At 67.9% G+C, this 20,286-nt stretch carries 17 protein-coding genes; 13 read left to right on the top strand and 4 right to left on the bottom strand.

Annotated elements, in window-relative coordinates; all coding sequences use genetic code 11:
- Positions 1-135: 135 nt before the first annotated feature.
- From C3L37_RS08425 to C3L37_RS24295, 3 genes are all read right to left on the bottom strand, one after another.
- On the bottom strand, positions 136-3,759 hold the full coding sequence (locus C3L37_RS08425) for a DNA polymerase II large subunit (protein WP_129114170.1): 3,624 nt from the start codon (positions 3,757-3,759) through the stop codon (positions 136-138).
- Positions 3,760-3,817: 58 nt separating this feature from the next.
- A complete protein-coding gene (locus C3L37_RS08420; RefSeq protein ID WP_129114169.1) occupies positions 3,818-4,237 on the bottom strand; it encodes a PPC domain-containing DNA-binding protein in 420 nt (139 codons plus the stop codon).
- A gap of 82 nt (positions 4,238-4,319) precedes the next feature.
- Complete coding sequence (locus C3L37_RS24295) at positions 4,320-4,484, bottom strand: DUF7556 family protein (protein WP_164974722.1); 165 nt, start codon at positions 4,482-4,484, stop codon at positions 4,320-4,322.
- A gap of 236 nt (positions 4,485-4,720) precedes the next feature.
- Between C3L37_RS24295 and C3L37_RS08415 the strand changes: the two genes are divergently transcribed.
- From C3L37_RS08415 to C3L37_RS08385, 7 genes are all read left to right on the top strand, one after another.
- Positions 4,721-6,562 (top strand): ABC transporter substrate-binding protein, encoded by a 1,842-nt coding sequence (locus tag C3L37_RS08415; RefSeq protein WP_129114168.1) that lies wholly within the window; start codon positions 4,721-4,723, stop codon positions 6,560-6,562.
- A 180-nt stretch (positions 6,563-6,742) separates the two neighbouring features.
- Positions 6,743-7,780 carry an ABC transporter permease gene (locus C3L37_RS08410; protein WP_129114167.1) on the top strand — a complete coding sequence of 346 codons (1,038 nt, stop codon included), beginning with the start codon at positions 6,743-6,745 and terminating at the stop codon, positions 7,778-7,780.
- A 4-nt stretch (positions 7,781-7,784) separates the two neighbouring features.
- Positions 7,785-9,515: an ABC transporter permease gene (locus C3L37_RS08405; protein WP_129114166.1), complete on the top strand. Its 1,731-nt coding sequence runs from the start codon at positions 7,785-7,787 to the stop codon at positions 9,513-9,515.
- Positions 9,515-10,747 carry an ABC transporter ATP-binding protein gene (locus C3L37_RS08400; RefSeq protein WP_129114165.1) on the top strand — a complete coding sequence of 411 codons (1,233 nt, stop codon included), beginning with the start codon at positions 9,515-9,517 and terminating at the stop codon, positions 10,745-10,747. Before C3L37_RS08405 ends, C3L37_RS08400 begins: the two co-directional genes overlap by 1 nt.
- A complete protein-coding gene (locus C3L37_RS08395) occupies positions 10,744-12,087 on the top strand; it encodes an ABC transporter ATP-binding protein (protein ID WP_129114164.1) in 1,344 nt (447 codons plus the stop codon). The genes C3L37_RS08400 and C3L37_RS08395 overlap by 4 nt, the downstream gene beginning before the upstream one ends.
- Complete coding sequence (locus C3L37_RS08390) at positions 12,084-12,488, top strand: DUF7555 family protein (protein WP_129114163.1); 405 nt, start codon at positions 12,084-12,086, stop codon at positions 12,486-12,488. The genes C3L37_RS08395 and C3L37_RS08390 overlap by 4 nt, the downstream gene beginning before the upstream one ends.
- A 92-nt stretch (positions 12,489-12,580) precedes the next feature.
- Positions 12,581-13,111, top strand: coding sequence for a DUF7529 family protein (locus C3L37_RS08385; RefSeq protein WP_129114162.1), 531 nt, complete (start codon positions 12,581-12,583; stop codon positions 13,109-13,111).
- A gap of 64 nt (positions 13,112-13,175) precedes the next feature.
- Here the strand turns inward: C3L37_RS08385 and C3L37_RS08380 are convergent, their stop codons facing one another.
- Positions 13,176-13,394, bottom strand: coding sequence for a dodecin family protein (locus tag C3L37_RS08380; protein ID WP_129114161.1), 219 nt, complete (start codon positions 13,392-13,394; stop codon positions 13,176-13,178).
- Between the two features lie 148 nt (positions 13,395-13,542).
- On the opposite strand from C3L37_RS08380, the gene C3L37_RS08375 reads away from it, so the two are divergent.
- The 6 genes from C3L37_RS08375 (at position 13,543) to C3L37_RS08350 (ending at position 20,282) form a co-directional block, all read left to right on the top strand.
- Positions 13,543-14,403, top strand: a complete 861-nt coding sequence (locus C3L37_RS08375; RefSeq protein ID WP_129114160.1) for a CBS domain-containing protein — start codon at positions 13,543-13,545, stop codon at positions 14,401-14,403.
- Positions 14,404-14,405: 2 nt separating this feature from the next.
- Entirely contained in the window at positions 14,406-16,289 is a 1,884-nt protein-coding gene (glyS, locus tag C3L37_RS08370) for a glycine--tRNA ligase (RefSeq protein ID WP_129114159.1), read from the top strand.
- Between the two features lie 2 nt (positions 16,290-16,291).
- Positions 16,292-16,891, top strand: a complete 600-nt coding sequence (locus C3L37_RS08365) for a dolichol kinase (RefSeq protein ID WP_129114158.1) — start codon at positions 16,292-16,294, stop codon at positions 16,889-16,891.
- Between the two features lie 44 nt (positions 16,892-16,935).
- The gene (locus C3L37_RS08360) at positions 16,936-17,424 is read left to right on the top strand and encodes a cation:proton antiporter regulatory subunit (protein ID WP_129114157.1); all 489 of its coding nucleotides are present in this window, start codon (positions 16,936-16,938) and stop codon (positions 17,422-17,424) included.
- Positions 17,425-18,627, top strand: a complete 1,203-nt coding sequence (locus C3L37_RS08355; protein WP_129114156.1) for a cation:proton antiporter — start codon at positions 17,425-17,427, stop codon at positions 18,625-18,627.
- Positions 18,628-18,995: 368 nt separating this feature from the next.
- Positions 18,996-20,282, top strand: a complete 1,287-nt coding sequence (locus C3L37_RS08350) for an argininosuccinate synthase (RefSeq protein ID WP_129114155.1) — start codon at positions 18,996-18,998, stop codon at positions 20,280-20,282.
- Positions 20,283-20,286 lie beyond the last annotated feature (4 nt).

Here is a 20,286-nt window from a genome sequence, read left to right as displayed (position 1 = left end):
CGAACGACGGTTGTACCGCGAGCGAACGACCGAAGGGAGTAAGCGAGCGGATCGAGGAGCGACCGGAGGGAGCGACGAGGATTTTGATCGACCGTTTGCCGAGCGAGCGAAGCGAGCGGAGCGCAAACGGTCGTGTTACATGAAGTCGGCGATGCCGCTCTGTTTGTTCTTGTCGTTCTCGAAGACGCTTTCGAGGCTCCGTTCGAGGATCCGGAGGCGCTGTTTCGTGTACTCGCGGCAGCCGAACTCCTCCGCGACCTGGATCGCCGCGTCCATGTACTTGTTCACGGAGCCGCGGTGGACCGTGAGGTTCACCCGACCGCCGCACTCGCGGCAGTCGCCGGTCAGCGGCATCCGCCGGTACTTCTCGCCGCAGTCCAGACAGCGCGTCTCCTGCCGCGAGAAGGCGCGGAGGTTCCCGATCAGGTCCGGCAGGAAGTGGTACTCGATGACGCGCTCCGCCACGTCGGTCTCGTCGACGGCGCGGAGTTTCCGCGCGAGTTCGAGCTGGGCGTCCATCTTGTCCATCATCGATCCGAGCGTCTTGTACGCCGACAGGTCCGGACCGAGCGCGATGTTCGAGGTGTCGTGGGTGTGATCGAACCCGGCGTACTCGCGGTCGGTGCCGACGGTCTCCTCGGCGATGGTGATGAGGTGCTCCACGTCGCCGGGATCGGCCATCTCGCGGGTCGCCTCGTAGAACTCGAGGGGATACCGCCGGACGACGTCCATGTTGTGCGCCTCGTCGTCGATCTCCGCGGGGTCGATGCGGGAGGACATGACGAGCGGCGCGTCCATTTTTCCACCTCGTTTGTCAGGTAAATAACTCTTGCTGAAGTTTAATAGCCCATCGAGGAGTAGCATAACACAATCTTCATCTCCATCGCAATTACGGCGTTTCGATGCGTGAAAATATGGGTGGGCGTAGCCGACGGCTGCGCTCGTGAAGCCGACGACGCGGCCGACGACCGCGGCGCTCGTGTGCGGGGCCATCCCGAACACGAGTTCGCCGATGAGGTCGTCGCGCTCGTTCACCTCGTAGAAGCGTGGGAGGTCGTAGAACTTCTCCAGCAGGTCGTCGACGAAGTTCGCGGTCTTGAGCATGTGCCGGGCCGCGCCGTCGGAGAGGACGACGTCCTGGACGTTCAGTTCGACGAGCTGGTCGTCGTGGCGGAGCGGTTCGCCGTCGACGTCGACCTCGTATCCCAGCTGGCGGAAGTGGTCGGCGGTGACGTCGAGTTCCTCCGGGCGCACGGCCGTCACCGGGAGGTCGGTCATGTCGTAGCGGACCGTCCCGTCCTTGAAGCTCGTGACGCCGTGTTTCGCGCGGAGGACCCCCTTTTCGATGGGTTCCGGCGTCTTGTGGGCCGATGTGAGTCCCTTGACCCCTTTCAGGATCTCGAAGGCGGCCTCGCGCTCGCCGACGTTCTCCAGCGCGCCGCGGTACTCCGCCCTGAGGTCGACGGTGTGCCAGTCCGGGCTTTCGACCTCGCGCTCGCAGCGCGGGCACTCGACGCGCCCGCCCTCGTCCGGTTCGACCTCGATGTCGCACTCCTCGCACTCGTAGTACGGTTCCGTGTGGCCGCCGCACTCGGGGCACTGCGCCTTGTACGTTCGCTCGCCGCAGTCGCCGCAGCGCCGCCGACCGAGCCTCGTGCTGATGACGCCGCGCTGCCCCCGGTCGTTCATCTTCCGGGCCGCCGCGGCCACGTCCCGCTGGCTGCCGCCGTCGCTGTTGATGGGAAAGAGGGTGTGCACCGCCGGGCTGAGGTCGCGGCTCTCGGACTTCTCGGGCCGCCCCATCCGGTTGCCGATGCGGGTCGGCGCGCGCTCTCGGACCTCGAAGGGAGCCACCTCGTTGACCGCCTCGATCGCGTTGTCGCCGTCGCCCCAGGTGCGCGCCGCCTCGGAGGGGTCGTCCCACTCCCGCCGGAGGCCGTCGGTCAGCCCGAGGCTCCTGACGAGCGGTCGCCAGACGGGAATCCGGAGCGAATCGGGGGTCTGCGAGTGCTCGACGAGCAGGCGTTCGAGCGCCCGGCGGGTGGTGTCGGTGCGTTCGACGACGAGGGTGCCCTCGGTGATCTCGCCGTCCGCGGCCGCGTCGGCCAGCGCCTCGAACTCCGCGACGGAGATGTCGTGCCAGAGGTACGTGTACGCCGGGTGTAGCGGGGCGTCGTACTCGGTCGCCCACTCCAGCGCCTCGTCGACCGTCGGGTCCTCCAGGTCGACCCGGTGGGAGTCCCGCAGCGCCTGCACGTCCGCGCCGGCGCGCTCGAAGTCCTGCACCCACCACTCGAACACGTAGGAGGCGGGCGCGAGCGGGTGATTGTTCTCGACGAACTCACCGTAGTTGACGAGGTACTCGCCCAGGTCGAGGATCTTCTCGACGCCGTTTCTGATCTCCAGCGCCTCCGCCGGATCGTCGACGCGCCGAACGTCGCCGTTGGCGAGGCGGACCGTCGGCCCCTCGATGGAGTCGACGGGGACGACCCCGCCCGCTTTTCCGGGGCGTTCGGTCTTGATCTGCGTCCCCGTCGCGAGGAAGTCGTCGACGAGGTGCATCGTCGCCGGGTGGACGCCGGCGGTCGCGAAGCCGTGGTTTCGAGCCCGGCCGTACCGCAGGCGGAAGCCCCCGGCGCGACACGGGTGGCCGAACACCGGGCGGCCGGCGATGAGGTCCCGGAGGTACTTGGTCGCCGGTTCGACCCGCGGCGGGCCGGCCGGTTCCACGCCCTCGACTTCGCCGCCGTCCTCGGTTTCGGCGATACCGTCCGACTCGTCGACGTCGTCGTCCGATTCCGCCGCGGCGTGGGAACCCTCACCGGCGTCGTCGCTCGCCGCCCCGCCTTCGCCATCGTCGGCGGCTTCGGCGGCTTCGGCGGTTTCGGTGACTTCGGCGGTGGTCACCGACTCGTCCTCACTTACCGTCCCGTCGATCAAATCCTGCAGCCACGGCCAGTCGACCTCGTCGAGCTGGCGGGTGTACCGCTGGATCTTCGGGGCCTTCAGGGCGATTCCCTCGGCCATGACGAGACACATCCCGCCGCGGGCGGAGTTGGTGTCGACGCGTTCGAGGTCGCGGAAGCCGGACACCTCTTCGTCGCCCGTCGCCTCGCCGTCGAGCATGATCGGCATGTGCTGCGCGATGAAACGGGTCTCCTTGTCCTTCGGCGAGTACTGGAGGCCGGTTTCCTTGTCGTAGAGGTTGACCTCCTCGACGTAGCGTTCGACCTCGTCGGTGCGCGCGCGGTACTCGTCGAGGCCGATGAGGGTCCGGGTGTAGTCGGCGACGAGCACCGACAGCGCCTGTGCGGTCCCGCCCGCGGAGCGGATCGGCCCGGCGTAGTACACGTTGACGAACTCTGACCCGTCGTCGTTCTCGATGATTTCGACGCGGTCGATCCCCTCGATGGGCGCGGCGACCACGCCCTCCGTGAGGAGCGCGACCGCCGTCCGAACCGCGCCCTCGACCTTCCCCGCGCGCGTCTCGTAGTCGCCGACGCGTCCCGCGGCGAAGTCCGCCGCGAGTTCGAGGGCGGCCTCCTCGCGGGACATCCGCCCTTCGAGTTCGCGGACGCGCTCCGCGACGCCGTCGATGCCGAGGATGTTCTCGACGCGGTCGGCCATGTCCTGCGCGACGGGTATCTCGACCGCCGTCGCGGGATCTTTGCCCTTCGCCTTGGCCGCCTCCGCGAGTTCGAACGCCTCGTCCAGCCGATCCTCGATGCGGGCGAAGTAGCGTTCGTCGTCCGGTTTCACGCGAGCACCCCCGCCTTCGGCGATTTCGGGACCTCCGTCGCGACGGTCGCGGTCGGCGTCACAGCCAGAGGTCGAGGTCGGTCACGTCTTCGCGCTCGCGCTCCAGCGGCTCGTCGAAGCTCCGGAGGTGCACCTCGCCGGCGAAGACGGTCGCCGCGTTGAGGTGGCCGGCGAGCGCCTGCCCGCTCCGCCGGGAGAGCACGACGTGCGTGTGGGCGAACGGCTCGCCGTCGAGCAGCGCCACGTTACCGACGCACGAGGCGACTTCGAGGGGCTCGTCGAACGAGACCGATCGGTACTCCGTGTCGTCCTGATCGTAGTACCACAGTTCGGCGTCCTGCACCGCGCCCATCGCGGTGAACCAGGCCGACTCGATCCCCTCGCGCGCGGCGAACTCCTCGATCTCCTCGCGCCAGTCCGCGCCGTGTTCGAGGCGAGCGAGGAACTCGCGGCTCGGCGTGACCTCGCGGTAGTTCATGTGGCGGTGAACGATCGAGGTGAACAAAAAAGCTCGCCATCCGTTTCAAAGCGCGAATACCCCGCAGAGGCGGGAGAGGTCGTCACCGCCAGTCCGGGAGAACCGGGGCGTCGTCCGCACGGAGGGACAGCCACGCGTCGTCGCACGAGATGTCCGCGATGACGAGCTCGTCCCCGCAGGGAGAGGGGTTCACCGACGCCATGACTTCGGGGCTCGACGCATCCGTGACCGTCGCGTCCGTCACCATGTATGGGACTTTCTGTCACAGCCACATAAGGGCGTCGAAACGACAGCGAAAGCGCCGGATCGAAGCGTGAGAGGGTGAAATTCGGATTTCAGCCTCCGATGGATATTTGCGGTGGACTCCCGGAATGGATTTCATGGCGCGCTGTATCAGGAGTCGACTGATCGCCCGTCGGGCATCAGTGAAGTGGTATTCGAATGCGGTACGTTTATCAAATCCGATTAAAAATGGAGCGTCGGATGACAGACGATAACAGTATTTCGCGCCGGCGATTCGTGCGAGCGACGGGCGGCGCGGCGGCCGCGGTGGCGATCGCCGGATGCGCCGGTAACGGGGGAGACGGCGGGGATGGCGGCGACGGCGGCGACGACGAGGGTGAGCGGGAAGGCACCGAAGTCGGTGAGAACTACCTTCAGGGCATCAACTCGACGATGGACACGCTCGACCCCGTCAAGGCCAGCGACACGGCGTCGGGGGGGGTCATCCAGCAGCTGTTCGACGGGTTGACGTACTACCCGAACGGCGACATCAACGCCGAGGCGCTTCTCGCCGAGGACTACCAGACCTCGGAGGACTTCACCACCTACACGTTCACCCTGAAGGAGGGCGTGACGTTCCACGACGGGAGCGACGTCACCGCGCAGGACGTCGTCTACTCGTGGGAGCGGCTCGCGCAGTCGCCGAACTCCCGGCGGGACTACTTCGTCCTCGACTCGCTCGGCGTCGTCCACGAGACGGAGATGGCCGAGAACGACGACGGCGAGGAGGAAGAACGGTACGTCCCCGACTCGCTCGCGCTGGAGGCGGAGGACGACTACACGCTCACGATGGAACTCGAAGAGCCGTTCGCCTCGACGATCGGAATCTTGGCGTACTCGGCGTTCGCGGTGGTCCCCGAGGGGATCGTCGGCGACATCGAGGGGTACGACGGCGAGATGGAACACGGCGAGTTCGCCACGAAGAACCCGATCGGCTGCGGCCCGTTCCAGTTCCAGAAGTGGACGCCGAACACGGAGGCGATCGTCGAACGCTTCGACGACTACCACGGCGACGTCGCGGATCTCGACGGGGTCCGCTGGCAGATCATCGAGGACGACGACGCACACTACTCGTACGTCCAGAACGAGCAAGCGGACTATTTCGGCATCCCGACGTCGAAGTACAATCCGAACAAGCTGAGCGTCGACGAGACGGACGAGGAGGGCCGCGAGATCGGGACGTACGACCTCGACGGGACGACCGTCGACTACGTCGGCGTCGCGACGGTCAGCTGTTACTACATCGGCATCAACCAGGAGAACGTCGACGAGCCGGCGGTGCGCAAGGCGATGGCCTACGCGCTCAACCAGCAGACGGCCGTCGAGCAGGTGTTCAAGGGCCGCGGGAAGGGCGCGTACCACTTCACGCCGCCGAACATCTTCCCGGGCGGCGTTGACGAGTACGACGGGCACGCGGAGGAGAACTACCCGTACGGGTACAACGAGAGCAGGCTCGAAGAGGCCCGTCGGGTGATGGAGGAGGCCGGGTACGACGACGGGAACCGGTACGAACTGACGTTCACGACCTACGAGGACGCCGGGTGGCAGCAGATCGCCTCGCTGCTCCGCGACCAGCTCACGAGCGCCTACGTCGACGTGACGCTGGAGGAAGCGCCCTTCTCGACGCTGCTCACGCGGGGGCGCGAGGGGAACCTCGAAGCGTACTCGCTGGGCTGGGTGATGGACTGGCCCGCGCCGGACAACTTCCTGCAGAACCTCGTGCCCGATCTGACCGTCACGTCGCAGGAGGGCGGCGCGAAGGGCGCGTACGTCGACTGGCAGGACACCGACGCGTCCCGGCGGGCACAGGAGGCGTGGAATCGCATCGAGTCGAACCCCGCGCCGACCGACGAGGCGGAGTCGACCCGCAACGAGGCGTACCTCGAGATGGAGAGGGCCAACTGGGAGGACGTGGTCCTCCTGCCCGTCTACCACCAGACCGATCAGCGGTTCAACTACCAGTGGGTCGACATCCCGGCGTTCGGCGGCGCGGACACCAGCCGGATGAAACACAACAACACCTCGCTCGGCGAGCGGAACTGAACCCCCGGGAACCGCCCCGCGCGACGCCGATCCCGAGTTCGGGCTTCGTCGGTGATATCGCCGAATTTCGGGTTTCTGTTGACGAAAAATTCGCATGAACCGTAACGCAAGATATAACCACGGTAATTCAGAACACAGCGTAACGATGGTAACAGAATCGCCGACGCGGCGAAGGCACCCATGAGCCGGTGGGGATACTTCCTCCGGCGGGTGTTGCTCGCCGTTCCGGTCGTCGTCTTCGGGACGACGATCACGTTCCTCATCCTCCGGGTCGGCCCGCTCGACCCCGTCTCAGCGATTCTCGGGCCGACCGGCTCGCCGCAGGCGTACGACCAGATCCAGGAGAACCTCGGGCTGGACGAACCGCTCTGGATCCAGTACATCCAGTTCATGACCGACCTGTTCACCTTCAACCTCGGTCAGTCGTGGGTGATAAACCCCGACACCGACGCGTACGACCTCATCCTGCTCTTCGCGCCGCGGACGATCTGGCTCGGCTTCTGGTCGGTGCTCATCGCCCTGTTCGTCGGCATTCCGCTGGGCTTTTACGCCGGCCTGCACCCGAACACCCTCCCCGACTACGCCGCCTCGTTCGGCGGCATCGTCTGGCGGGCGATGCCGAACTTCTGGCTCGCGATCATCCTCGTCGGGATGCTCGGTATCTCCGGACCGTTCGGCGACGCGTGGGTGAACCTCGGCAGACAGACGTCGATCATCGGTCCGCCGAACATCGCCTTTCTCTCGCAACCGCTCCGGCTCGTGACCGCGCCGGGAGACACGTGGCCGAACCTGCTGATCGCGATCAAGCAGATCGCCCCCGCGGCGATCGTGCTCGGATCGGCGTCGATGGGCAACGAGATGCGAATCGGCCGGACCGCGGTGCTCGAAACGATCAACTCGAACTACGTCGAAACCGCCCGCGCGAAGGGCGTTCCGCGCCGGAGCATCGTCTGGAAACACGTCTTCAGGAACGCGCTCATTCCGCTCGTGCCGGTCATCACGGGCGAGGCGTTCCTGCTCATCGGCGGATCGGTCATCGTCGAGACGATCTTCGGCATCAACGGCATCGGCTACCTGTTCTTCCAGGCGGCGGTGCAGAGCGATCTCCCCCTGGTCGGGTCGCTGATGTTCATCTTCATCCTCCTGCTCGTCGTCGTCAACATCCTGCAGGACTTCCTGTACACGATCATCGATCCGCGAGTGGGGTACGAGAGGTGATCCGATGAGCCGGACATCGCTCTCCGAGGACGCACCGCTCACGGATCGCATCGCCGCGAACCCCCGCCCCGCGCTCGTCTGGGTCGCCGGGTTCGCGCTCCTGCTCGCGCTGGAGTTCGGCGCGTTCGCGCAGTCGGTCACGGAGCCGATCCCGTGGAACGCCCTCTACGAGCGCCCGGCCGGCGCGCTCGGCGCGCCGCCGGACGCGGTCGGCGTCGTCCTGCTCGTTTCGACCGCCGTCGTCGCGGGCGTCGGGTTCTCGAATTACGTCCGCGGCGGGTCGCTCCGGGGGGCCGGCGTCGGGACGCTGTCGCTTCTGATCGCCGTCGAGACCGCCATCGCCCTCGGCGGGACGGCGACGCTCGCCGTCGTCGCGCTCGCGCTGCTCGCGGCGGTCGCGCTCGTGGGCGGCGGCGTCGCTCGGGGCGAGCCGCGCGGGGTGGTCGTCGGCGGACTCGTGCTGCTCGTCGGCCTCGTCGGCGTGCACGCGATCCAGCCGCTGCCGACCCTCCTCACCCGCGAACTCGTCCCCAACGAGGGGTACGAACACCCCGAAGACGGGTGGCGAAACACGTTCCTCGGCCTCTCGCCGGCGGTCGCGTGGGCGATCCGGGTCGTCCTCGTGTACGCCTACTCGTTCGCGTTCCTCGCGTGGTGCTGGCGGGGCTACGAGGTCTTCCGCCGGCACTACCGGTACGCCGACTGGACCCCCCAAGACGACATGATCGACCGCTTTCGGACCCACTACTGGGGCCTTTTCGGCTTCGTCGTCGTCTTCGCGTTCGTCGTGTTCGCGGTGTTCGCGCCGCCGCTCGGCCCGACCACCCTCGAACACAACATCATCGACCCGTACTCGAACGAGATCACGCACTGGAGCGACGCCGGCGGCGAGGCGACGATCACCCACGGCGAGGCGAACCTCGCCGCGTCCTCGACCGGAACCTCCGACAGGAACGTGGGCGTCATGCAGTACGACGAGTACGACCGGTTCCACCCGTTCGGGACGCTGGACTCCGGGAAAGACCTCTTCACCTTCATGGCCGCCGGTGCCCGCGTGTCGCTCTTTATCGGCGTGCTCTCGATCGGGATGAGCGGCCTCGTCGCCACGGCGCTCGCGCTCGTCACGGCGTACTACAAGGGGGTCGCGGACCTCCTCACCGTGATCGTCAGCGACTCGATCCAGTCGCTCCCGCGCTTTCTCCTCATCCTCCTCCTGTCCGTGGTCTTCTCCGGAACGTGGATCGCGGGCGTCTACAGCGGCGGGTTGCTGCTCGCGCTCATCTTCGGGGCGACCACGTGGCCGTTCCTCTGGCGCGCGGTTCGCGGCCCCGCGCTCCAGGTGTCCGAACAGGAGTGGATCGACGCGGCGCGCAGCTTCGGCCAGCGGCCGCGGATCACGATGCAGAAACACATGGCCCCGTACATCGTCGGCTACCTGCTCGTGTACGCGTCGCTCACCCTCGGCGGCATCATCATCGCGACGGCCGCGCTGTCGTTCCTCGGCGTCGGCGTGACCGAACCGACGCCGGAGTGGGGCCGCGCGGTCAACCTCGGACGGTCGTACATCTCGACCGTCTCGTGGCACATCTCGACCATCCCCGGCGTCATGGTCGTCGTCGTCGTGACGGGGTTCAACGCGCTCGGCGACGGCATCCGCGACGCCATCGATCCCCAGAGCATGGGCGGGGGCGACGCCGCCGACGAGGCGGCCGTGGCTTCGGGAGGTGGCGGGTGATGACCGTCGACGACTCCGCCGACGAGGCGGCGGTCGGCGAGTCCGAACCGCTCCTCGAGGTGGACGGCGTTCGGACGGCCTTCTTCACCGACAAGGAGGTCATCCGCGCCGTCGACGGCGTCAGCTTCGACATCCGTCGCGGCGAGACGGTCGGCGTCGTCGGCGAGTCCGGGTCCGGAAAGAGCGTCACCGCCCGGACCATCATGGGTCTCGTCGATTCGCCGGGGCGCGTCCTCCGAGGGAGCGTGCGGTTCCGGGACCTCGACGCGGTGCGGCGTTTCGCCTCCGCGTTCGGCAAACGGACGGCGGACGTGAGCGATCTCGATCCGAGCGAGCGCGCGGGCGCGATCGGCGAGGACGACTTCGTCGTGATCGAAGCGCGACGGGGCGGCGAGATCGAGGAGGGGTACGTCGACGTCGTCCGCGCCCCCGAGAAGGCGCTCCGGAAGCTCCGCGGCGGCGACGTCGCCATGGTGTTTCAGGACCCCCTCACGAGCCTCAACCCCGTCTACACCGTGGGCAACCAGATCAAGGAGGCGCTCTCCCTTCACCGGGGGCTGTCGGGACGGGCGGCGACCCGCGAGGCGATCGATCTCCTCGAAGCCGTCGGGATCCCCGACGCCGGACGGCGGGTGCGCGAGTACCCCCACGAGTTCTCCGGCGGCATGCGACAGCGAGCGGTCATCGCGATGGCGCTGGCCTGCGATCCCGAGGTGCTCATCTGCGACGAGCCGACGACGGCGCTCGACGTGACCATCCAGGCGCAGATCCTCGAACTGCTCGCCGAGTTGCAGCGCGAGCGCGACCTGGCGATCATGTTCATCACCCACGACATGGGCGTCATCGCGGAGGTCGCGGATCGGGTGAACGTGATGTACGCGGGCGAGATCGTCGAAAGCGCCCCCGTCGTCGAACTCTTCGAGAACCCGAAGCACCCGTACACGGAGGGGCTGCTTCGGTCGATCCCCGGAGTGCAGGGACGCGGCGACCGCCTGCGGACCATCGAGGGGGAGGTGCCGACGCCCGACGGGGAACCGACGTACTGCCGCTTCGCCCCCCGGTGCCCGAAGGCGTTCGACGAGTGCGAGCGCGTCCATCCGGTCTCGGTCGACGTGGCGGCCGACGCCGAGAACCACCGGGCGGCCTGCCTGCTCTATCCCGAGGACGAAAACAGGAGTGCGGCCGTGGCGCGCCACGAGTCGCGGAACGGCGAGCGGGGTGATTCGGCGTGAGCGAGCAGACGCCGGTGCGGGACGAACCGACCGCTCGACGGGGCGAGACGCTCGTCGAAGTCCGGAACCTGAAGAAGTACTACGACGACGGCGGCCTATTCGGCGGCGACCCGGTGAAGGCGGTCGACGGCGTCAGCTTCGAGATACGTCGGGGCGAGACGGTCGGGCTCGTCGGCGAGTCGGGCTGCGGGAAGACGACGCTCGGTCGGACGCTGGTGCAACTCGAAAAAGCGACCGCGGGCGAGGTGCTGTTCGACGGCCGCGACGCCACGACGCTCTCCGGCGACGAGCTGAAATCCTGGCGTCGGAACACGCAGATGGTGTTTCAGGACCCGCAGTCGAGCCTCAACGACCGGCTGACGGTCGGCCAGATAATCCGCGAACCGCTCGACGTCCACGAGTGGAAGACGCCGCCGGAGCGCCGCGAACGCGTCCGCGACCTGCTGGAGACGGTCGGCCTGCGCCCGGAGCACTACTACCGCTACCCGCACCAGTTCTCCGGGGGGCAGCGCCAGCGGGTCGGCATCGCCCGCGCGCTCGCGCTCGAGCCCGACTTCATCGTCCTCGACGAGCCCGTCTCCGCGCTCGACGTGAGCGTGCAAGCGAAGATACTGAACCTCCTCGACGATCTGCAGGCGGAGTTCGGGCTGACGTACCTCTTCATCGCGCACGACCTCTCCGTCGTCCGCCACATCTGCGACCGCGTCGCCGTGATGTACCTCGGCAACGTCATGGAACTGGGGCCGACGGAGGAGCTGTTCGACGATCCGTCGAATCCGTACACGCACGCGTTGCTGTCGGCGATTCCGGAGCCGGACCCGACGAGCGACCGCGAGCGGATCACGCTCCGCGGCACCCCGCCGAGTCCGCGCGATCCGCCGTCGGGCTGTCCGTTCAGCACGCGCTGTCCCGCGAAGATCCGCCCCGAGAAGTACCGCGATCTGGACGCCGACCTCTGGGAACGGATCGAGGTGTTCCGCGAGGTGCTCAGGGAGCGTTCGCGCGCCGAGCGGTCGCTCACCGACAGGGCGCGGGAGCTGCTCGGAAGGGATGTCCGATACACCGACATCGACGAGGTCAGAGTGGAGCTGTTCGACGACGTCGACATCCCCCCGGGGATTCGGGCGCACGTCGACGAGGCCGCGATGTACGTGCGGGAAAACCGCGAAGAAGAGGCCCGACGGTACCTCTCCGAGGAGTTCGGGAGCGTCTGCGACGCCGATCGTCCGGAGCAGCACCCGGTCGGCGACGCGGGGCGGACGAGCCTCTGCCACCGGCACGCGGACGAGCACGACGAGCCGGCGACCGTCTTCCGACGTCGGCTGACCCGTCCCGAATGAACGCGAGCCGGGCCGGCCGCCGGATCGCTGACGCGCTTTCGTACGTCGCCGTCCTGACCGGCCTGCTCTTCGCCGCGGCGACCGCGGCGAGCTTCGCGCTCGGGGCGGGGTTCGTCGGCGCGAAGCACCTGTTGTTCTACGCCGGCTTCGCGCTGTTCGGGTACTCGACGCTGCGGCTGCGCCCGAAGCCGAGCTGGAAGCGGGAGCGGGACGGGGCGGAGTCGTCGCCGCGCGAGGAGACGCGCTTTCAGCGACTCGCGCGGGTGCCGCTCCCGGAGAGCTGGGTACTCCCGCCGGAGGAGCGGGTTCCGCCGCCGGCGAAGCTCTTCGTCGGGAGTCTGGCGGTGCTCGCGACCTCGGCGGCCATGGAGTTCGTCTTCGGCGTCGGGGTGCCGCCGTAGCGACGTCGAGGACGGCGTCGACCCCGCCTCGCCACCGCGGCGCTTCCCGGCGCTCCGGTAGGCTTTACCGCCGCGAGGGAGCAATCGAGGGTATGCCAGAGATCGGGGACGATCGGACGGCCGACGCCGAGCGCATCGGCGCGAACGCCGACGTGGAAAAGAGCGCCTGGGAGGCGACGCTGTCGGACATGAAAGCGATTGCTGCGGACCTCGAAGCCGAGGGGTGGACGACCCTCGCCGTCGCGGCGGGCGACACCGCGCCCGAGAACCCGGATTCGGGGGCGAGCGACCGGTTCGGTCTCTCGCACGTGATCCCCGGGAACGACGCCGAGGAGTTCGTCCGCCTGTTCGAGGCCGGCGGCTTCCCGCGGTACGAAGTCCACCGCGCAGAGGCCTCCTCTCGCGTCTTTCTCGTCACGACGCTCCTCGACCCGGATCGGAAGGTGGCGATCCTCGTCGCCGGAACGTTCGAGCGCCGTCACGCGACGGGATGCATCCGGGCGGCGAAAGAGGCGGGCAAGATGTACACCCACGTGCAGAAACTCGACGGGACGCACCTCGGGTCGTTCGAACACGACGACTACGAGAAGTTCTTCCCGGAGGCGGATCGGATCGAAGGCTGAATCGGCGGATAGAACGGCGGATCGGTGGGGTCGACGAAAAAGAGCGAGCCGGGTTCGGACGCGCTCAGCCCTCTCGCATCTCCTCGCGGACGGGGAACGCGATCTCGACGGTCGCCTTGTACTCCGTGATCCGCCCGTCTTCGACGTCGGCGGTCCAGTCTTCGATCTCGATGCCGCTTATGTCGTCTATCGTCTCGCTGGCTTTGCCGACGGCCTCTTCGGCCGCGTCTTCCCACGATTCCGAGGACGTACCGAGCACCTTGACGATTTTTACAGCGGTCATGCGGGAGCGAGTGCGACGCCCACGCGGAAATACGTGTGTTATGGCATGACATAAATTCGGTCGCGGCTGAACGTCGAAGCGGGCGAAGAGCGCGTCGCACGCTGGTGGTTCGCAGAGTACAAGAGGCGGCAGCATGTAAGCAGGGCATATGAACGTAGCCGACGTGATGACGCCCCGCTCGGAGGTCGTGACGGTCGCGCTTCCGGGGACGCGGGACGACGTCCTCGAATATCTCCAGGAGCGCGGCTTTTCCTCCGTCCCGGTCGTAAAAGAGACGGACGAGGGTGAGGAGTACCGCGGTCTCATCTCCCGCGACGACCTCATCGAGAGCCCCGACGAGGATCAACTCGCGCTCTTGATGCGTGAGGTACCGACGACGACGGCGGACGCGGACCTCGACGAGGTCGCCCGGCGCATGGTCGAAGAGAGCGCGCGACGCGTGCCGGTCGTGAGCGACGACGGGTCGGTGACGACGCTCGAAGGGATCGTCACCGTGACCGACGTCGTTCGGGCGATCGCCCGCGGCGAGACCGACGGCGACACGGAGATCGACCTGATCGCCACCCGCGACGTGAACGCGACCTACGTCGGCGCGCCGCTGACCGTCGCCGAGCGCGAGATCTACTTCGCGAACGTCCCCTACGCCGTCGTCCTCGACGACGAGGGGGGGATGGCGGGCATCCTCACCGAGGTCGACATCATCGAGGTCGCCCGCGTCGTCGAGGGCGAGGACGAGACCGGCGACAGCATCGCCAACCAGGACGACGAGTGGATGTGGGAGGGGATCAAGGCCGTCGGAAACCGCTACCTCCCGACGCGAAACGTCGAGATTCCCGCGGAGCCGGTCGAGCGGTTCATGACCGAGGACGTCGTCACCGTCTCGCGAAAGCGCACGGCGCAAAAGGCCGCACAGCTCATGATATCCGAGGACATAGAGCAGATCCCTCTCGTGAACGGCGGCGACCTCGTCGGCATCGTCCGCGACGTCGATCTGCTGGAGGCACTTTGAAGATGGCGAACGATGAGCCGGTGAACACCGGCGAAGTGAATGACGAGCAGGTGACTCCCGAAGCCATCTCCGAACTCGCGAAGCGTCGCGGCTTCTTCTTCGGCTCCTCGGAGGCGTACGGCGGGGTGGCCGGCTTTTACACCATGGGCCCGCAGGGCGCGGCGCTGAAGGGGAACGTCGAGTCGGCGTGGCGCGATCGGTTCGCCGTCAAGGAGGGCAACCAGGAGATCGAAGCGCCGACGATCATGCCCGAGCCGGTGTTCGAGGCCTCGGGGCACCTCGACGGGTTCGACGACATGCTCGTCGAGTGCGGCGAGTGCGGTGAGAGCCACCGCGCCGATCACCTGATCGAGGACGAAACCGGCATCGAAGAGGCCGAGACCCTCCCGATCCCCGAGGTCGAGGCGCTCATCGAGGAGCACGACCTTCGCTGTCCGAACTGCGGCGCGTCGCTCGCCGGCCGGCCCGTCGAGGACTTCAACCTCATGTTCGAGACCTCGATCGGGCCCGGCTCCGGCCAGACGGGTTATCTCCGGCCGGAGACGGCGCAGGGCATCTTCGTCGAGTTCGGCCGGCTGAAGGAGTACGCCCGGAACCAGCTGCCGTTCGGCGTCGCGCAGATCGGCCGCGCGTACCGGAACGAGATCAGCCCCCGCCGCGGGCTGATCCGAACCCGCGAGTTCACGCAGGCCGAACTGGAGCAGTTCGTCGACCCCGAGCGCGACGAGCCGTCGCTCGACGACGTTCGGGACGTCGAGGTTCGGCTGTACCCCGCGACGGAGCAGGAGAAAGAGGGCGGCGACTACCTGGAGACGACGATCGGCGAGGCGGTCGAAACCGGCGTCGTCGCCAACGAGTGGATCGCCTACTACCTCGGGATCGCGAAGCGGTGGTTCGAGCGCGTCGGCGTCGACGCGGACCGATTCAGGTACCGCCAGCACCTCCCCGGCGAGCGCGCCCACTACGCGAGCGACTGCTGGGACGCGGAGGCCGAGTTGGGGAGCGTCTCGGCGTCGGGCGATGCGGCCGATCGACTGGCGACGGACCCGTCCGCCGGCGACTGGGTCGAGATCGCCGGCTTCTCGTACCGCACCGACTACGACCTCTCGAAGCACGGCGAGCACGCCGACGAGTCGTTCACCGTCTTCGAGCAGTACGACGAGCCGAAGACGGTCGAGCGCGCCGTGGTCGACCCGGACATGAGCGCGCTCGGGCCCGAGTTCGGGGCGGAGGCGACCGACGTCGCCGACGCCCTGCGCGATCTGGCCGCGCTCGATCCCGACGCCTTCGGCGGCGACGAGGTGGTCGTCGAGATCGACGGCGAGGAGTACGCGGTCCCGACCGACGTGGCGAACTTCCGGGTCGAAGAACAGACGGAGTCGGGCGAACACGTCACGCCGCACGTGATCGAGCCCTCGTTCGGCGTCGATCGAACCGTCTACACGGTCATCGCGCACGCGTACGCGAGGGACGAAGTCGACGGCGAAACGCGGACCTACCTCCGGTTCGTGCCGGAGATCGCGCCGACCTCGGTCGCGGTCTTCCCCCTCCTGAGCAACGACGAGTCGCTCACGGCGCTCGCGGGCGAGATCGCGGACGACCTCCGGGAGGCGGGGCTGTCGGTCGCGTACGACGACTCGGGCAACATCGGCCGCCGCTACCGGCGGCAGGACGAGATCGGGACGCCGTTCTGCGTCACGGTCGACCCCGAGGGCGTCGAGGGGACCGGCCCGGAGACGGCGACCGTCCGCGAGCGCGACTCGACCGCCCAGATCCGGGTTCCGGTCGACGAGTTAGCCGACGAACTCGCCGCGGTGCGGCGCGGGCGGAAGACGTTCGACGACCTCCGCGCGGCCTACGGGGCGGTCGAGACGGCGGACGCGTAAACGTGAGCGAACTCGGACGGCGGCTCGTCCACGTCAGCGGCACCGGCATCCCGGCGCTGTACCTCCTCGGACTCGTGACGTGGGCGCAGCTCGGGTACCTGCTCGTCGGCCTGTCGGTCGCCGCCGCCGTCCTCGAAGTGTTGCGGCTGTACGGGGGATTGGACTGGTGGATCTACGACGAACTGACTCGCGAGTACGAACGGGACAACCCCGCGGGGTACGCGCTGTACATGTTCAGCATGACCGCCGTCGCGCTCGCGTTCGAGTGGTACGTCGCGGTTCCGGGGATGTTGATGCTCTCCGTCGGCGACCCGATAAGCGGCGTGCTGGGGTCGAACAGCGCCGGACAGGCGAAGAAGGCGGGCGTGCTCGTCGCGATGTTCGGCGTCTGCTTCGCGCTCGCGTGGCCGTTCGTGACGAACGCCGACGCGGGAACGACGTTTCCCGTCGCGGTGGCCGCCTCGGCCGTCGGCGCGGCTGGCGCGACCTTCGCCGACGGCGTGAAACCGGTGATCGCGGGGTACGTCGTCGACGACAACCTCTCGATCCCGATCGTCGCGTGCGTCGGTATCTTCGTCGTGTTGCGGCTCGCGGGCGGGTGACAGCGTCGGGCCACCCTTATTAGCCGCCTCCGAGTAGAGAAACCGTGACAGTTTACGAGAGCGACTTGCCGGGCGTGGGCAAGAAGTTCGAGGTGGACCTGAACGACGGGTCCCGCCTCGTCATCGTCATCCACAACACGGGCAAGCGGGAGCTGTTCCGCCGCCCCGGCCCCGACGCCGACTCGGAGAAGCTGTTCGAGCTGTCGGACAAGCTCGCCCGGCAGGTCGGCACCATCATGGAGGGCGCGTACTTCCAGCCGATCCGGACGGGGACGATAGAGACCGTCCTCGACGAGAACTCGCTCATCGAGTGGGTGAAGCTCACGGAGGACTCGCCGCTTTCGGGGCGGACGCTCGCCGACGCGCACGTCCGCCAGCGGACCGGGGCGTCCGTCATCGCCATCAGGCGCGGCGACGAGACCATCACCAACCCCGGCGGCGAGACGAAGCTCCGCCCGGAGGACACGCTCATCGTCCTCGGAACCCGCGAGGAGTGTCAGGACTTCGCGGCGCTCGTCGGCGACTCCGGATAGATGGCGGAGGTATCGCTGCTGCAGTTCGGCGGCGCGTTAGCGGCCATTGCCGCCGCCGGCGCGCTGGCGTCGCGAGTCGGCTTGTCGGTCATTCCGCTGTACGTCCTCGTCGGCGCGGCCGTCGGTCCGTCGGTGCTGGGCGAGACCGGCCTGCCCCACGTCACGGTCGCCGCGAGCGACTACGTCACGCTGCTGGCGGAGATCGGCATCGTCCTCCTGTTGTTCTTTCTCGGGCTGGAGTTCAGCATCGAACGGTTGCTCGAGAACAGACGGAAGCTCACGGCCGTCGGACTCCTGGACGTCGCGGTGAACTTCCCGGTTGGCGTCGCCATCGGCCTCGTCCTCGGCTGGTCGCTCCTCGAAGCGCTGCTGCTCGGCGGGATCGTCTACATCTCCTCCAGCGCGGTGATCACGAAGTCGCTCATCGACCTCGGCTGGATCGCCGACGCGGAGAGCGAGCCCATCCTCGGAACGCTCGTCTTCGAGGACCTCTTCATCGCAGTGTACCTCGCCGTGGTCTCGTCGCTCGTGCGCGGCGGGGGGAGCCTCGCCGAGACGGGACGGGACGTCGCCGTCGCCGTCGGCTTCCTCCTCGCGCTGGTCGTCGCGGCGCACTACGGGTCGGCGTGGCTCGAACGCGCCCTCGACGTCGGGTCGAACGAGCTGTTCGTCCTCCGGGCGCTCGGGATCACGGTGCCGGTCGCCGGCGCGGCGCTTTCGCTCGGGGTGAGCGAGGCGGTCGCCGCCTTCTTCGTCGGGATGGGCTTTTCGAGCACCGTCCACGTCGAACGGATCGAACGCCTGCTTTCGCCGGTTCGGGACGTGTTCGCCGCGATCTTCTTCTTCTGGATCGGGCTGAACACCGACCCGGAACTCGTCGCCGCGACAGCGGGCCTCCTGGCCGTCGCGGTCGTGCTGACGACGCCGACGAAGCTCGTTTCGGGCTTTTTCGGCGGGCGGATGTACGGCCTCGACGACCGGCGGGCGGTCCGCGTCGGGGCGAGCATGGTCACCCGCGGGGAGTTCTCGCTCATCATCGCGACCACGGCGGCGGCGGGGGCGGGGCCGGTGATGACGGGGACGATCCCGGCGTTCGCCGTCGGCTACGTGCTCGTGATGAGCATCCTCGGAACCGTGTTGATGCAGTACTCGGGGGCGCTGGAGGGGCTCGTCCTGCGGGAGCCATCGGAAACGACCGGGTAGCCCGGGCGATCCGGGGCGGTCGGGCGAGGCGAACGCTCCCTCGCGAACGGGCCGTCCCCGACAGGTAAACGTTGCCTCGCCGAAAGCGTTTAATAGCCCGTACACGCAAGGAATTCGCAATGGTATCGGCTCGCGACGCGGCGCACGCGCTCGACGCCCAGTCGAGCGTCCGCGCTCTCCTTCTTCCCCCGCGAGCCCGACGACCGCGACGACCGGGCCGTTAGGCCCACTCACACTCTCACCCCCGATCCCGTAGCATTCGACTACAAGCTCAGAAGCTCTTTCTCCGCCTATAGGCATCCCTGCGTCTTTATTTCACTAAATAGAAACGTAGAACTTAAGTCCGAGAACTCCGGAGGGGAAGGTACATGACACGCGTGGCACTCGCGTTCAGCGGCGGACTCGACACGACAGTATGCGTGCCGCTTCTCGAAGAGGAGTACGGGTACGACGAAGTAATCGGCGTCACGGTGGACGTCGGCCAGCCCGCGGCGGAGTTCGCGGAGGCCGAAGAGACCGCCGAGGCGCTGGACCTCGAACACCACGTCGTGGACGCGCGAGACGAGTTCGCCCACCAGTGCCTCCTGTCCGTGCGCGCGAACGCGACCTACCAGGGCTACCCGCTCGGGACGGCCCTCGCGCGCCCGGTCATCGCCGAAGCCATCCTGGACGTCGCAAAGGAACGCGACTGCGACGCGGTCGCCCACGGCTGCACCGGCAAGGGAAACGATCAGCTCCGCTTCGAGGCGGTCTGGCGCGCCTCCGACCTGGAGGTCGTCGCCCCGGTGCGCGAACTCGGCCTCACCCGCGAGTGGGAGATGGAGTACGCCGCGGAGCGCGACCTCCCCGTCGAGGGCGGCAACGAGGGCGTCTGGTCCATCGACACCAACCTCTGGAGCCGCTCGATCGAGGGCGGCAAGCTGGAGGACCCCGGCCACGTCCCCTCGGAGGAGATCTACGAGTGGACGAGCGCGCCCTCGGGTGAGACCGAGCTGGTGGAGATCGAGTTCGACGAGGGCTACCCCGTCGCCGTCGGCGCCGTCGGAGAGACCTCGACGAACACCCAGCCGTCGGCTGGGGACGGTGAGGCGATGGAGCCGGTCGAGCTGATCGAGCACCTGAACGAGCTCGCCGGGTCGTACGGCGTCGGTCGCACCGACATGATGGAGGACCGCATGCTCGGGCTGAAGGTGCGCGAGAACTACGAGCACCCGGCGGCGACGACCCTCCTCGCCGCGCACGAGGCGCTGGAGCAGCTCGTCCTGACGAAGGAGGAACGCGACTTCAAGCGGCTCGTGGACGACGAGTGGGCGCAGAAGGGTTACGAGGGCCTCGTCGACGCGCCGCTCGTGGCGGCGCTGGAGGGCTTCATCGACGAGACGCAGACGAAGGTCACCGGCACGGTGACGGTGAAGTTCGAGGGCGGACAGGCCCGCCCGGTCGCCCGCGAGAGCGACTACGCGGTGTACTCCGAGTCGGCGGCGTCGTTCAACACGGAAACCGTCGACGGCATCACGCAGGGCGACGCGACCGGCGTCGCGAAGTACCACGGCTTCCAGTCGCGCCTCGCCAACTCGGTGGCGGAGAAGGCCGAGAAGCCCGAACTCGCCGCCGACGGCGGAACGGGTGGATCGGCCGACGCGAACGAGGAGTGATCAG

The organism is Halegenticoccus tardaugens, from assembly GCF_004116405.1.
GTDB lineage: Archaea > Halobacteriota > Halobacteria > Halobacteriales > Haloferacaceae > Halegenticoccus > Halegenticoccus tardaugens.
The sequence above is the reverse complement of the archived record's forward strand: the minus strand, read 5'-3'. Positions and strand labels throughout refer to the sequence as shown.